The organism is Tabrizicola sp., from assembly GCF_041919135.1.
GTDB lineage: Bacteria > Pseudomonadota > Alphaproteobacteria > Rhodobacterales > Rhodobacteraceae > Tabrizicola.
In genome coordinates this window covers 102,233-116,405 of the sequence record NZ_JAYRUJ010000009.1, presented here as the reverse complement: position 1 = coordinate 116,405, position 14,173 = coordinate 102,233, and the positions used below count along the sequence as shown (strand labels likewise).

At 68.3% G+C, this 14,173-nt stretch carries 14 protein-coding genes; 9 read left to right on the top strand and 5 right to left on the bottom strand.

Annotation, left to right across the window (positions count from 1 at the left end):
• Positions 1-96: 96 nt before the first annotated feature.
• The 9 genes from ACE3UA_RS09220 (at position 97) to ACE3UA_RS09180 (ending at position 9,606) form a co-directional block, all read left to right on the top strand.
• A complete protein-coding gene (locus ACE3UA_RS09220) occupies positions 97-588 on the top strand; it encodes a MarR family winged helix-turn-helix transcriptional regulator (RefSeq protein ID WP_374644331.1) in 492 nt (163 codons plus the stop codon).
• Positions 585-1,274, top strand: coding sequence for an SDR family NAD(P)-dependent oxidoreductase (locus ACE3UA_RS09215; RefSeq protein ID WP_374644329.1), 690 nt, complete (start codon positions 585-587; stop codon positions 1,272-1,274). Before ACE3UA_RS09220 ends, ACE3UA_RS09215 begins: the two co-directional genes overlap by 4 nt.
• A complete protein-coding gene (locus tag ACE3UA_RS09210; RefSeq protein WP_374644327.1) occupies positions 1,274-2,605 on the top strand; it encodes an NAD(P)/FAD-dependent oxidoreductase in 1,332 nt (443 codons plus the stop codon). The genes ACE3UA_RS09215 and ACE3UA_RS09210 overlap by 1 nt, the downstream gene beginning before the upstream one ends.
• 100 nt (positions 2,606-2,705) lie before the next feature.
• The gene (locus ACE3UA_RS09205; protein WP_374644325.1) at positions 2,706-4,358 is read left to right on the top strand and encodes a peptide ABC transporter substrate-binding protein; all 1,653 of its coding nucleotides are present in this window, start codon (positions 2,706-2,708) and stop codon (positions 4,356-4,358) included.
• A gap of 71 nt (positions 4,359-4,429) precedes the next feature.
• On the top strand, positions 4,430-5,380 hold the full coding sequence (locus ACE3UA_RS09200) for an ABC transporter permease (protein WP_374644323.1): 951 nt from the start codon (positions 4,430-4,432) through the stop codon (positions 5,378-5,380).
• 13 nt (positions 5,381-5,393) lie between these two features.
• Positions 5,394-6,278, top strand: coding sequence for an ABC transporter permease (locus ACE3UA_RS09195; RefSeq protein ID WP_374644321.1), 885 nt, complete (start codon positions 5,394-5,396; stop codon positions 6,276-6,278).
• Between the two features lie 4 nt (positions 6,279-6,282).
• Complete coding sequence (locus tag ACE3UA_RS09190) at positions 6,283-7,605, top strand: NAD(P)/FAD-dependent oxidoreductase (protein ID WP_374644319.1); 1,323 nt, start codon at positions 6,283-6,285, stop codon at positions 7,603-7,605.
• A 12-nt stretch (positions 7,606-7,617) separates the two neighbouring features.
• Positions 7,618-7,965, top strand: a complete 348-nt coding sequence (locus ACE3UA_RS09185; RefSeq protein ID WP_374644317.1) for a cupin domain-containing protein — start codon at positions 7,618-7,620, stop codon at positions 7,963-7,965.
• Positions 7,966-7,980: 15 nt separating this feature from the next.
• Positions 7,981-9,606, top strand: coding sequence for an ABC transporter ATP-binding protein (locus ACE3UA_RS09180; RefSeq protein WP_374644315.1), 1,626 nt, complete (start codon positions 7,981-7,983; stop codon positions 9,604-9,606).
• A gap of 12 nt (positions 9,607-9,618) precedes the next feature.
• Here the strand turns inward: ACE3UA_RS09180 and ACE3UA_RS09175 are convergent, their stop codons facing one another.
• The 5 genes from ACE3UA_RS09175 to ACE3UA_RS09155 form a co-directional block, all read right to left on the bottom strand.
• Positions 9,619-10,224 (bottom strand): XRE family transcriptional regulator, encoded by a 606-nt coding sequence (locus ACE3UA_RS09175; protein ID WP_287866464.1) that lies wholly within the window; start codon positions 10,222-10,224, stop codon positions 9,619-9,621.
• A gap of 103 nt (positions 10,225-10,327) precedes the next feature.
• Positions 10,328-11,548 carry a flavin monoamine oxidase family protein gene (locus ACE3UA_RS09170; RefSeq protein WP_374644312.1) on the bottom strand — a complete coding sequence of 407 codons (1,221 nt, stop codon included), beginning with the start codon at positions 11,546-11,548 and terminating at the stop codon, positions 10,328-10,330.
• A gap of 19 nt (positions 11,549-11,567) precedes the next feature.
• On the bottom strand, positions 11,568-12,455 hold the full coding sequence (locus ACE3UA_RS09165; protein ID WP_374644310.1) for a DMT family transporter: 888 nt from the start codon (positions 12,453-12,455) through the stop codon (positions 11,568-11,570).
• Between the two features lies 1 nt (position 12,456).
• Positions 12,457-13,770, bottom strand: a complete 1,314-nt coding sequence (locus ACE3UA_RS09160; protein WP_374644308.1) for an NAD(P)/FAD-dependent oxidoreductase — start codon at positions 13,768-13,770, stop codon at positions 12,457-12,459.
• A gap of 42 nt (positions 13,771-13,812) precedes the next feature.
• Positions 13,813-14,157, bottom strand: coding sequence for a cupin domain-containing protein (locus tag ACE3UA_RS09155; protein ID WP_374644306.1), 345 nt, complete (start codon positions 14,155-14,157; stop codon positions 13,813-13,815).
• Positions 14,158-14,173: the final 16 nt, after the last annotated feature.

Below are 14,173 nucleotides of genomic sequence, written 5' to 3'. Positions count from 1 at the left end.
GAAATGATTGCACTTGTCCACTAAAATTAGTTGTAATTGTCCATCATCCGGACGAGCCTGAGACAAGCGAATCGAAGGCGGGATGGGGCACTGCGCATGAACGGTCCTGACGTCAGCACGGCCACGCGGGTCGATCATGTCGACCTGGACGTGCTGGAAAACGTCCTCAGCTTCTATATCCGCGTGATCGACACCAAGGTCTCGCGCGACCTGGACCAGCGCCTGGCCAATCTCGAGGTGGCCAAGGGCAAGGGCAAGATCACCGCGCTGCTGCTGATCGACAGCCATCCGGGCATCCGGCCCTCGGTGGTGGCGGATCTGGCGGCGCGGGATCGTTCGGCGATGGGACGCATCCTGGACACGCTGGAGCAGCAGGGGCTGATCACCCGCCAGACCAATGCCGGGGACAGCCGGGCGCAGGAGTTGTACATCACCCCCAAGGGCGCGGCGCTGGCGGTCAAGGTGCGCGAGATCGTGGTCCAGCAGTCCGAGGATTTCTTCGACCGCATCATCCCGCAAGACGAGCAGAAGGTCCTGATCGACATCCTGAAACGCGCCTACCGGCGGCTGCAGGAGGCCGGGAAATGACCCGGGTCGCGATGATCTCCGGCGCCAGCCGCGGGATCGGGGCGGCCCTTGGCCGGCGGCTGGTGCAGGACGGCTGGGCGGTCTCGCTGGGGATGCGGCAGCCGGCGCTGCCGGACTGGGCGACGGATGCGGTGCATGTGCAGGCGCACGACGCCTCGGATCCCGCGTCGGATGCGGCATGGGTCGGGGCGGTGGCGGACCGTTTCGGGCGGATCGACGCGGTGGTGGCCAATGCGGGGGTGATGACCCCGAAATCGGTGATCGAGGCCAGCGACGACGACATCCGCGCGATGATGGACGTGCATGTCATGTCGCCCCGGCGGCTGGCGCAGGCGGCCTGGCCCCTGCTGCGGGCCAGCGGGCGCGGGCGGGTGGTCATCCTGGCCTCGCTGTCGGGCAAGCGGGTCAAGTCGGCCAAGGCCGGCAGCTATTCGCTGTCGAAATTCGCCGCCGTGGCCCTGGCCCACGGCCTGCGGCACGAGGGCTTTGCCGACGGCATCCGCGCCACCGCCGTCTGTCCCGGTTTCGTGGCCACCGACATGGCGCGGTCGATCACCGATTTCCCGGTCGACCGGATGACCGACCCGCAGGACCTGGCCCGGATCATCGCCCTGCTTCTCGACCTGCCGAACGAGGCCAGCGTCGCCGAATTCGCCGTGAACTGCCAGTTGGAGGAAAGTTTCTGATGCCCGGCCCCCATGTCGTTCCCGTCCACGGCGATCCCGACCTTCCGCGCGAGGTGGATGTGGTCGTCATCGGCGGCGGCATCATCGGCGCTTCGACCGCGCTGGAACTGGCCGAGGGCGGGCTGCGGGTGGCGCTTTGCGAAAAGGGCGGCATCGGCAAAGAGCAGTCCAGCCGCAACTGGGGCTGGGTGCGCATCTCGCGCCGCGACCCGCGCGAGGTGCCGCTGATGGCCGAGGCGCTGCGTATCTGGTCGGGTCTCGACCAGCGCATCGGCCGCGACACCGGCTATCGCCGGGCGGGCATCCTGTTCACCTGCGCGACCGACCTGCAATATGCCCAGCACGAGCAGTGGAACCGCAATCTGGAAGGCTACCAGCTGGACAGCCGGATGCTGTCCCAGCGCGAGTTCAAGGACATGTTCCCCGGCGCGGACATGCCGCTGAAGGGCGCCCTCTACACCGCCGCCGACGGTCGGGCCGAGCCGCAGAAGGCCGCCCCCGCCATCGCCGAGGCCGCGCGCGACCGCGGCGCGCATGTGCTGACCGAATGCGCCGTGCGCGGGATCGAGACCTCGGGCGGGGCGGTCAGCGGCGTCGTCACCGAACGCGGCCCGATCGCCTGCAAGGCGGTGGTGCTGGCGGGCGGGGCCTGGTCCAGCCTGTTCGCGGGCAACCTGGGAATCGACTTTCCGCAGCTCAAGGTGATGAACTCGGTCCTGCGCACCAAGCCGCTGGAGGGCGGGCCGGAGCAGGCGATCTGGCACGGCGACTTTGCCGTGCGGCGGCGGCAGGACGGCGGCTATACCATCGCCTCGGGGCACGAGAACATCGTCGACATCGTGCCGAAATCCTTCCGCTACGCCTGGAACTTCCTGCCCGCCTTCCGCAAGGAATGGCGCTCGCTCAGCTTCCGTTTCGGCTGGCGCTACTTCGACGAGGCGCGGATCCCGAACCGCTGGGCGATGGATGAGCCGAGCCCCTTCGAATACAACCGCGTGCTTGACCCGGTGCCGAACCGCAAGCTTTCCGACCGCGCGCTGGCCGCCGCCCGCCGCGCCTTCCCGGTCTTCGCCAGGGCCGAGATCGCGCAACGCTGGGCCGGCTATATCGACGTGACGCCGGATGCGGTGCCGGTGATCTCGGCCATCGACCGGGTGCCGGGGTTCTTCATGGCCTCGGGCTTTTCCGGCCACGGCTTCGGCATCGGCCCGGCCGCCGGTCGCCTGATGGCCGATCTCGTCACCGGGCGGACGCCGCTGGTCGATCCCGCCGCCTTCCGCTTCAACCGTTTCAGCGACGGCTCGAAGATCGAACTGATCAGCGGGTTCTGACCCGTGCTTCACCCCGCCCCCGGCCACGGCCCGGGCGGTTCCCCCCTCGGACAGCGGCCGGAAGAGCCGCGCCGGCCCACACCCAACAGGGACCAAGCAGATGACCGAAGACAACCGCCTTACCACCACGCGCCGGCAAGCCTTGCTGCTGATGGGGGCCGCCGGCGTGACGACGCTGGTGCCGTCGCTTTCCGGCCTTGGCGCCGCCCATGCGCAGGAAGCGCCCAAGGGCCAGATCGTCCTGGGCTTCTCGCAGGAACCGACGGTGTTCAACCCGCACCTGCCGCATATCGAGGTGGACGAGGGCATCCACTATGCCGTCTTCGACCCGCTGTTCGACGTGGCCCCCGACGGCAGCTTCTTCCCGCTGCTCGCGACCGAGGTTCCGACCGTCGAGAACGGCGGCATTTCGGCCGACGGCCTGAACTGGAAGATCACCCTGCGCGATGACGTGAAATGGCACGACGGCACGCCCTTCACCGCCGAGGACGTCAAGTTCACGCTCGAGCTTCTGCTGGACCCGAACTTCCGCAGCTGGCGCAAGACCGGGCACGAGCATGTGCGCAACCTGACCGTGGTCTCGCCGACCGAGATCACCTGGACGATGGACAAGCCCTTCGCCCCCTATGCCGCGATCCTGGCCTCGACCTTCATCGTGCCGAAACATGCCTTCGAGGGCGTGGCCGACAAGAACGAGGCCCCGTTCAACAATACCCCGATCGGCACCGGCGCCTTCAAGTGGAAGGAACGGGTGGCGGGCGACCATATCGAGCTTGAGGCCAACGCCGACTACTTCGGCGACGGCCCCTACCTGGAGCGGCTGGTGGTCAAGTACATCCCCGACCTGACCGTCCTCTATACCCAGTTCAAGACCGGCGACATCGACGTGGTGGGCCTGCAATGGATCACCCCGGATCACTACGAAGAGGCCAAGACGCTTCCCGACCGGGTGGTCGAGGTCGTCGGCACCGCGACCTTCGAATCGCTGACCTTCAACATGCAGCGGCCGCAGTTCCAGGACCTGAAGGTCCGCCAGGCGCTGTATCACGCGCTGGACAAGCAGGCGATCATCGACGCGCTCTACTACGGCGTGCCGACGCCCACCGAAACCTACATGCCGAAGGAATCCTTCTACTTCAACGCCGACCTGCCGAAGCACGAATATGACCCGGAAAAGGCCAAGGCCCTGCTGGACGAGGCGGGCTGGGTGCCGGGCGACGATGGCATCCGCGCGAAGGATGGGGTGCGGCTGGCCTTCACCAACTCCACCACCGCCGGCAACCACCTGCGCGAACAGGCGCAGCAGTTCTTCCAGCAGTCCTTCAAGGACATCGGGGTCGAGATGACGATCTCGAACCTGCCGCCCGCCGTGATGTGGGGCGACTACTGGATGCTGTCGCAGTTCGACTCGGTCGTCGTCGGCCTGAACACGCTGACCGGGCCGGACCCGGATACCTCGGACTTCTTCCTGTCCACCTCCTCGCCCGCGACGGGCGGCTCGGGGCAGAATACCTGGGTCTACAACAACCCCGAGGTGGACGCCCTTCTGAAACAGGGCGGCGAACTGGTGGCCCCCGAGGAACGCCGGCCGGTCTACCTGAAGATCCAGGAGATCATGCGCGCCGACCTGCCGTTCCTGCCGATCTTCCAGTATGCCACCATCCCCGGCTGGAAGGTGGGGGTCGAGGGCAAGACGCCCAACATCAACAACCGCATCGACACCTGGAACGTGCGCAGCTGGCGCTGGGTCTGACGCGCCGCCGCGCCATCCTCCGCAGCCCCCGACCGGGGCTGCGGATCCTGCCCCTGTGACGGAGGTGCCCCGTGTTACGCTATCTGCTGCTGCGTTTCTGGCAGAGCATCGTGCTTCTGTTCCTGGTTTCGCTGATCGGCTTCATGGTGCTGAACCTGGCGCCCGGCGGCCCCTTGTCGCAATACGCGCTGACGCCGGGGATGACGAAAGAGGCGCTGGACCGCATCGCCGAGCAGATGGGCCTGAACCGGCCCTTGCCGATCCAGTATCTCGACTGGTTCTGGAACCTGTTGCAGGGCGACTGGGGCAAGTCCTACCGCGACGGCCGCCCGGTGCTGGAGATCATCGGCGGCCACCTCTTCGCCACGCTCTTGCTCATGGGCTCCTCGACGCTGGTCGCCGTGCTGATCGGCACCTGGATCGGGATTCACAGCGCGGTGCGGCAGGGTTCGGCCTTCGACTATGTGACGACCGTCGGCGCCATGGTGGCGCTGTCGATCCCGACCTTCTGGTTCGGTCTGATCGCGATCTTCGTCTTCTCGCTCTGGCTGGGCTGGCTGCCCGCCGGCAACATGTATACGGTCGGCGACGGCTCGGCCGCCGATTATGCCATCCACCTGATCATGCCCAGCCTGGTCCTCGCGCTGGTCAACGTGGCGACCTGGAGCCGCTACATGCGCTCGGCCACGCTGGACGTGATGAGCCAGGATTTCGTCCGCACCGCCCGCGCCAAGGGGCTGACGCCGCGCCGGGTGCTGATGAAGCATGTCGTGGGCAACGCGCTGGTGCCGATGATCACGCTGGCCGGGCTGCAACTGCCCACCCTGCTGGGCGGCGCGCTGGTGACCGAGACGGTCTTCACCTGGCCCGGCATGGGGCGGCTGTTCCTGGATAGCCTGGGCTACAACGACTATCCGGTGGTGATGGGCCTCTTGATGTTCTCGGCCGTGCTGGTGCTGATCGGCAACCTGGCGGCCGACCTGCTGGTAGCGCTGGTCGACCCGCGCATCCGGCTGGAATGAGGGGGGAGAGCGCATGACCCTGCTGACCGAGACCCCCATGCCCCCGCCCGAAAGCTGGTGGCGCAGCCGCACCATGCGCCGCTTCCGCCGCAACCGGCTGGCCATGGTCGGCGTCGCCCTGATCGTCGGGCTGACGCTGGCCTGTTTCGTCGGGCCGTATCTTCTGCCCTTCGACGACCTCTACATCGACCTGCGCGCCCGCTTTGCGCCCCCCGGCACCGGGGCGCATGTCTTCGGCACCGATCCCCTGGGCCGCGACATCGCCGCGCGGCTGTTCCAGGCCGGGCAGATCTCGCTTCTGGTCGGGTTCTTCGCCATGCTGATGTCCACCGTGGTGGGGACGGCGGTCGGCGTGGTCGCGGGCTTTCGCGGCGGCTGGATCGGCGCGGTCCTGATGCGGGTGGTCGACGCCTTCCTGTCCTTCCCGTCGATCTTCCTCCTTCTCGCGCTGGCGGCCTTCATCGAGCCCAGCCCGATCATGATCACCATCATCATCGCCGTCACCAGCTGGATGGAGGTGGCCCGGATCGTCGAGGCCGAGGTGAAATCCCTGCGCGACCGCGATTTCGTCATGGCGGCGCGGATGCTGGGCCTGCCCGCCTGGCAGATCATGTTCCGCGAACTGCTGCCCAATGTCATCGGCCCGATCATCGTGGCCGCGACCCTGACGGTGGCCCGCGCCATCCTGCTCGAGGCCTATGTCAGCTTCCTGGGCTATGGCATCCAGCCGCCGCTGCCCAGCTGGGGCAACATGCTGAACGGGGCGCAGCAATACCTGGACAAGGCCCCCTGGCTGGCGATCGTGCCGGGCCTTGCGATCACCGCCGCCGTGGCCGGGTTCAACTTCATCGGCGACGGCCTGCGCGACGCGCTGGATGCCCGTTCGGACCAGAGGTAGTGCGATGATCCGCTTCTCGCCCTTCGACGCCTCGCTCTGGTCGGTCACCGCCGCGCCGCCGCCCGAAACCCAGCCGCTGGCCGGAGAGGTCCGGGCCGATGTCTGCATCGTCGGCGGCGGCTATACCGGGCTGACCACCGCGCTGGAACTGGCCCGCGCCGGGGTCCGCGTGGTGCTTCTGGAGCGTGAGGAGATCGGCTTCGGCGGCTCGGGCCGCAATGCCGGGCATTGCACGCCGACCTTCACCCATTACAGCCTGGCCGAGCTGCGCCGGATGCTGGGCGAGCCCTGGGCCGAGCGGCTGATCCGCCGCCAGACCCGCGCCAACGACCGCGCCGCGCAGATGATCCGCGACTACCGGATCGACTGCGAATGGGTGCAGCACGGCTATGTCATGGGCGCGCTGCGGCCCGGCCAGCGGGCGGCGCTGGCGGAGAAGGCCGAAAGCTACAACGCCGTCGGCGCGCGGACCCGGCTTCTGGACCGGGACGAGGCGCGGGCCGTCACCGGCAGCCCGCGCTTCTTCGGCGGCTGGCTGCACGAGGAGGCCGCCCATCTGAACCCGCTCGGCTATGCCAGGGGCCTCGCCCGCGCGGTAATGCAGGAGGGCGGCGCGATCCACACCGGATCGGCCGTCATCGGCTGCGAGCGGCAGGGCGGCGGCTGGCGGGTGAAGACCGGGGCGGGCAAGGTGCTGGCCGACAAGGTGATCTTCGCCACCGGCGCCTATACCGTGGGCGGCTGGCCGCAACTGGACCGCAGCTTCCGCATCCAGCGCGTCTTCGTCGCCGCGACCGAGCCGCTGGACGCCGCGACCCGCGCCACCATCCTGCCGCGCAACACCACGCTGCACGACGGGCGGGGCGACATCTTCGTCTGCAAGTTCGACGCGGCCGGGCGGATCGTCGCCTCGATGTTCCCGATGGGCCGGCGGGGCCGCGACCTGGACTATACGCGGCAGGTGCTGACCGACCGGCTCTGCTGGCTTTACCCGCAGCTTGCCCGGCCGGTCCGCTGGGCCCATCTCTGGTTCGGCGAGCTGGACATGCAAAGCCGCACCGTGCCCCGGCTTTACGGCCTGGCGCCGGGCGTCGTCGCGCTGACCGGACTGTCGGGGCGCGGCGTGCCCACCGGCAGCATGCTGGGCGGCATCCTGTCGGACTGGGCGCTGGGGGTGGCGGAGCAGGACCTCGACCTCCGCGTCGAACCGCTGCGCCCCGCGCCGCTGTGGATGGCCGCCGCCCCGGCGCTCAAGCTGCGCCAGATGCGGCTGGCCGACAACCTTGCCACCAGGCGCGACCGCGCCCCCCTTCCCCCCCATGCCTGAACCGGAGACCCCATGACCCTGATCACCCACATCACCGCCGATACCGGCCTTACCCCCGGCCTTGCCGCCGAGGATGGCGCGAAATCCTTCCGCCGGATGATCTGGGAGGATGACGGCGCGCCCGAGACCGCGACCAAGGTCGCCGTCTGGATCGCCGAGCCCGGCATCTATCCCTACCCGCCCCGCGACCTGGAGGAGACGTTCGTCGTCCTGGAAGGCGAGGCGATGTGCAGCCTTGGCGGCGCGGCGCCGCAGAAGATCGGCCCCGGCTCGATCGTGCGCGTGCCCAAGGGCGTGGCGCCCTGGCTGCATGTGCTGACCCCGTTCCGCAAGCTGGCCACCGTCGTGCCCAAGCCCTGACCGCCGGAGTGCCCCATGACCGACGCCCAGCCCGTCCTCTCTGTCCGCGACCTGACCGTAAGCCTGCCGAAGGAGATGGAGCGCCAGCACGCGATCCGCGGCGTCTCCTTCGACCTGAACCACGGCGAGATCCTCTGCATCATCGGTGAATCCGGATCGGGCAAGTCGGTCACCGCCAGCACGGTCATGGGCCTTCTTTCCCCGGCGATGAAGGTTGCCGGGGGCAGCATCCGCTTCAACGGCGCCGACCTCTTGCAGATGCCCGAGCGCGAGCGGCGGTCGCTGCGCGGCAAGTCGCTGTCGATGATCTTCCAGGACCCGCTCTCGGCGCTGAATCCGCTGATGACCGTGGGCGCGCAGGTGGACGAGGTGCTGGTCGCCCACGGCTGGACCGACAAGGCGAAGCGCAGCGCCAAGGTGCTGGAACTGCTTGAGGAAGTGGGCCTGCCCGAGCCGCGGCTTCTGTGTCACCAGTATCCCTTCCGCCTGTCCGGCGGCCAGCGCCAGCGGGTGATGATCGCCATCGCCCTCGCGCTCGACCCCGACGTGCTGATCGCGGACGAGCCGACGACCGCGCTGGACGTCACCACCCAGGCGCAGATCCTGGAGCTGATCCGCCGCATCCAGCGCCGCAAGTCGATGAGTGTGCTGTTCATCACCCATGACTTCGGCGTGGTGGCCGACATCGCCGACCGGGTGATCGTGATGGAGAAGGGCCTGCTGGTGGAACAGGGTCCGGCCTCGCAGGTGCTGACCGCGCCCGCGCATCCCTATACCCAACGCCTGATCGCCGCCGTCCCCCGCCTGCGCGAGGCGGATACGGCCGCCGGCCTTTCGGCCGAGGCCCCGGTCGTGTTGCAGGTCGAGGGCCTGGACAAGACCTACCGCACCGGCACCGGCTTTTTCGGCAAGCATCGCACCGTCCATGCGGTGAAGAATGTCAGCTTCACCCTGCGGCGCGGGCAGACGCTGGGGGTGGTGGGGGAAAGCGGCTCGGGCAAGTCCTCGATGGGCCGGATCCTGATGAAGCTGATCGAGGCAGACGACGGGCGCATCGTGCTGGACGGCACCGACATCCATCCGATGACCGAGGCCGAGCTGCGCCCCCTGCGTCCGCGGATCCAGATGGTGTTCCAGGATCCCTATGCCTCGCTGAACCCGCGCCAGACGGTGGGCACCTCGCTGACCGTGGGTCCGGTGGCGAGAGGAATGTCCCGGCCCGAGGCGCGGCGGAAGGCGCAGGCGATCCTGGCGCAGGTCGGGCTGGAGGCCGCCGCCTATGACCGCTTTCCGCACGAATTCTCGGGCGGCCAGCGCCAGCGCGTCGGCATCGCCCGGGCGCTGATGTTCGACCCCGACGTGATCGTCGCGGACGAGGCGGTCTCGGCGCTGGACGTCTCGATCCAGGCGCAGATCCTGCAGCTTCTGGCCAGGGTGCAGCAGGAACGCCACCTGGCGCTGGTGTTCATCACCCATGACCTGCGGGTGGCCAGCCAGATCTGCGACGAGGTGCTGGTGATGCACCGGGGCGAAGTGGTGGAATCCGGCCCCCCCGCCCGCATCTTCCGCGCCCCGCAACAGGACTATACCCAGCGCCTGGTCGCCGCCATTCCCGGCAGCCACTGGGAGGGCGCGGCCTGAGAGGCGGCAGGATCAGACCGTGGCCGGGGCCACCACCCAGATCACCTCGCAGGTCTCCTCGCCGATGGTCCAGAACCGCACCAGGCTTGACGCGGGAAAGGCGAAACTGTCGCCGGTGTTGATCTGCATCTCGACCCCGTTCAGCTCCAGCCCCAGCGTGCCCGCGACCACGAGGCCGCACTTGCCGCCCTCGGCATTGCTGTAGGGTTCGCCCGAGGTGGCGCCGGGCTTCATCACGAAGCGCAGCATCTGGATCTGCGGCTGTGTGTCCGGGGTCAGCAGCTCCTTGGTCAGGGCGCCGTCCAGATAGGTCAGCGACCGCCGCGCATTGGCGGGAACCACGAACTCGGCCGCCTGGCCGCCGTTCTCGCCGTCGCGGTGGAACAGCCAGTTCACCGGCATGTCCATCGCCGCGCAGATCGCCCGCAGGGTCTTGATCGACGGCGCGACGAGGCCGCGTTCGACCTGGCTCAGCATCCCGACCGAGATCCCGGCAGGCTCGGCCACCTGTTTCAGCGACATGCCCCGCATCTGGCGGCGCAGCCGCAGGGTCTCGCCGACCTGGCGGGTATCGCTGTGGTCTCCGGTCGGAGCGGTGTCGGCAAGTGTCTGTGCCACGGGCAATCCCTGTCCTGCAATCGTCACGCCGCACCTGAGGGGCGGGTGTTCCATTATAGGGCCTGTGCCGTTGGACATAAGACCCTGCGAAAGCCTGCCGGCCTCAGATCAGCGTCAAGAGCTTCGCCGCCCGCGCGCCCGATTCCAGCGCCCCGTTCAGCGAGGCGAAATGGGTATGCTCGCCCGCAAAGGCGATGGCCCCCGCCTTCTGGTCGAAGGCCCGGTCCTGCTCCGGCTCCCAGTCCAGGCCCGGCATCGAATAGGCCCCTTCGGTATGCGGGTCGCTGCCCCAGTTGGTCAGCACGCAGGTATCGCTGACCTCAAGGTCGGTGCGATAGGCGCGCGTCTGTTCCAGCCAGTAGGCCGGTCCCTCCTCCAGCTTCAGGCTGGCCATGGTCGCCCTCCCCCCGGCGTAAGAGGTCAGGCTGCCCCGGGCATGGTCCCCCGAATTGTCTGCCGTGCTCCACGACCACCAGGGCGCGTTCGGGGCCTGGATGCCCCTGGGCGGGGCCTTGCCGCTGACCATGGTGTTCAGCTTGGCCGCCGCCCCCATCACCCGCCCCTCGATCGCCTTGCGCATCGGCGCGGGCAGGTCCAGCGTGCCGATCAGCCGCTTCAGCTTGGGCAGCGGCACCGCGATGACGGCGGCATCCCCGGCGAACTCCTCGCCGGTGGCGCTGCGCATCGTCACCTGCCCCGGCGCCTGGCGGACCTCGGTGATCGGGGTGCCGAAACGCACCACGCCGCCGATCCTGCGGTGGATTTCCCTGGCCACCGCGTCATTCCCCGCCATCACCCGGCCGCGATGCTCGACATAGCCCTTGCCGTGGCCCTGGAACATCCGGGCGATGGCGATGCCGTTGACCTGGTCCGGGTCGCAGGTCGTGGTGGCGAACAGCTTCTGGCAATAGGGCAGGCTTTCGCAATCCGGCCCATAGGCCTCACGCGCGACCTCGCGCAGCGAGACGCGATAGCCGCGGGCCCGGCACAGCCGCTCGGCCGCGGCCGAAAGCGCGGCGATATGGCCGGCCAGATCCTCCTCGGACATGATCGACCCGTCGACCTGCCAGCGCCGGTCGAAGCTGATCCCCAGCCCGACGATCGGCAGGCCGAACTCGGCGCAGAGACGGCGGATCGTGTGGTCGTTCACGTCGATGAACTCGCCGCCATGCTCGAACACCTCGCCGTTCGGCAGCCGCTCGGACCAGCAGCGCCCCCCGACCCGCGTGTTCGACTCGAACACCTCGACCTCGTGGCCTGCCTTCTGCAATTCCCAGGCGGCATTCAGGCCGGCAAGACCGGCACCGGCGACCAGAACCTTCATCTTGGATGCTCCTTCTGTTTCATCGCGCCCGCCCCTGCCACATGGTCAGCAGCGCGCAGCAGATCAGGACCAGCGTTCCGGCGATGGTCACGCTGTCGGGAAACTCGTTGAAGAACCACCAGCCGGCGAGGATCGCGCCGATCATCTCGGTATAGGTCAGCGGCGCGATCAGCGAGGCCTCGGCCAGCTCGTAGGCCTTGATGATGAAATACTGCACCGCAAGCCCGATCACCGACAGTTCCAGGATCAGGATCCACTCGGCCGCGCCCATCTCCTTCCACAGGAACCAGGCCAGCGGCGCCGCCAGCAGGGCCGAGGCGAGATGGGTGTAGAACGTCGTCGCCAGCGCCGAGAGCGTTCCGGCCGCCTTGCGGATGGTGATGACATAGACCGCCATGCAGCCCCCCGACAGCACCGGCAGGATGCTGGCGGGCTGGAACCCCTCGGCCGCGGGGCGGATGATCATCACCACCGCCGCGAAACCGGCCAGGACGATCAGCCAGCGCAGCGGGCCGACCCTCTCGCCCAGCAGCAGCCTGGACAGGATCACGATGAAGAACGGCTGCACGAAGCTCAGCGCCAGGGTATTGGCGATCGGCAGATGCTCCAGCGCCAGCACATAGCAGGTGATCGCCCCCAGGATCGAGGCCCCGAGCAGCAGGAGAGGCAGCGGACGCCGGGCATGCGGCAGGACCTCGCCCCGCCGCAGCCAGACCAGGGGCAACAGGAACAGCACGCCCAGCGTCATGCGCTGGAACGTGCTCTGCAGCGGCGAATAGCCGTCCAGCACCAGCACCTTGGCCACCACGTCCGCCAGGGGCACCACCAGCATGGCGATGCACATCAGCACCGCCCCCAGCAGGGGCCGCGAGGCAGGCAGGGGAAGTGTTCCCGCCTGGGATGCCATCTCAGCCCGCCCGGTCGAACAGGCGCGCGGACCTGTCCAGGAAGCGGTAGTAGCTGCCGACCGCCGGCAGAAACCAGGGGTGCCCGTTGTAGAAGTAAAGCCGCGGGAAATGGCTGTTGACGATGCCCCGGTCGTGGCCCGGCACGCCCAGCATCATCTCGGCCGCGCGGTGGCCCAGATAGGTCATCATCGAGATCCCGCCGCCGTTGCAGCACGAGACATAGTTGATCCCGTCCTCCATCCGCCCGACATGCGAGCAGAAGTCATAGGCGAAACAGACGTTGCCGAACCAGGAATGCGTCAGCTTCGCCTTATCCAGCGAGGGGAAGGTGTGCAGCATGAAGCGCCGCAGCCCGACCGCCGACTGCTCTGCCGTCGAGGTCTGGAATCGCGCCCGCCCGCCGAACAGGATGCGCCGGCCGTCGGGCGAGCGGCGGAAATAGTAAAGGATATGCTTGGTATCGCCCGCGACCCGGTTGCCGGGCATCAGCTCCTCCAGCTGGTCGAAGGGCAGCGGCTCGGTCGCGATCATGTAGCTTTGCACCGGGATCGTCCTGTGCCGCAGCCAGGCCACTTCGGGGCCGACATAGCCGTTGGCGGCCATCAGCATCTTCTCGGCCGACACCTTCACCTCGGCCCCGGTCTGGACATCCTGCACCCGGATCTCGAACCGTCCGGCACCCCGGCTGGCGCCCAGGTAACGGAAGCCGGTGAAGATCCGCACCCCCAGCGCCCGGGCGCGATTGGCCAGCGCGCGCACGTATTTCGCCGGATGGATCGAGCCGGTGTCATGCTTGACCAGCGCGCCGCGATAGATGTCGGTCTTCAGCACCTTCTGCATCGCCTGCGCGTCCAGCACGTCCACCGTCGCGCGCTTCTCGGGCGCCAGCCCGTCGCGATAGGCGTGGAAGGCCTTCAGGTCCTTGAAGGAATGCGCCCCCGAGACCGAGCCCGAGAGGTTCAGGTCGAAATCGTCGGCCAGCGTTGCCGCCCGTTTCAGCATGAAGGGCATCGCCCGGTCGTAATCGTCCAGGATCTCGCGCGCCCGTTGCATGCCGAAACGCCGGGCCGCCTGCTCCAGCGAGAATTTCGCGCTTGTGCCGATCTGCCCGCCGTTGCGCGAACTGGCGCCCTCGCCGATCCGCATCGCATCGACCACGGCAATATCGGTCACGCCGGCCTCGGCCAGGGTGATGGCCGCGCTCAGGCCCGCATAACCCGAGCCGACGATCACCACCGCGAACTTGCGCGCGTCGAACTGGCGTTCGCCATGCGCGGGCTCGGCCTCTTCCCACCAGAACGGCAAGGTCTTCATCGCTTTCTCCTGACTCCCTGTTGCCTGCGCCGAAGGTCCCGCTCAGGGATCGACGTAGAAGAACACCTTCCGGACCGGCGAGATCGTGCGCCATGTCCCCTGGAAATCCGGGTCGATCCGCACCAGATCGCCCGCCGCGAACCGCCGGGGGGCCGCGCCTTCCTCGGTCAGCTCGATCTCGCCCTCCAGCAGGTAGAAATGCTCGATCCCGCTGCCGGTCCGGTCCATCCGGTGCAGCCCCGGCGTGGCGGCCCAGAACCCGGCCTGCACCGGATCGTCGCCGCTGCAGGGCCAGGACCGGAACTCGGGTTTGCCCTCCAGCAGGCGGGCGGGTTCGGGGCGGTCGATGACCGGCTCTGCGGGTTTCAGATGTTTCAACTTGGACAAGGGGAAGGCTCCTTTC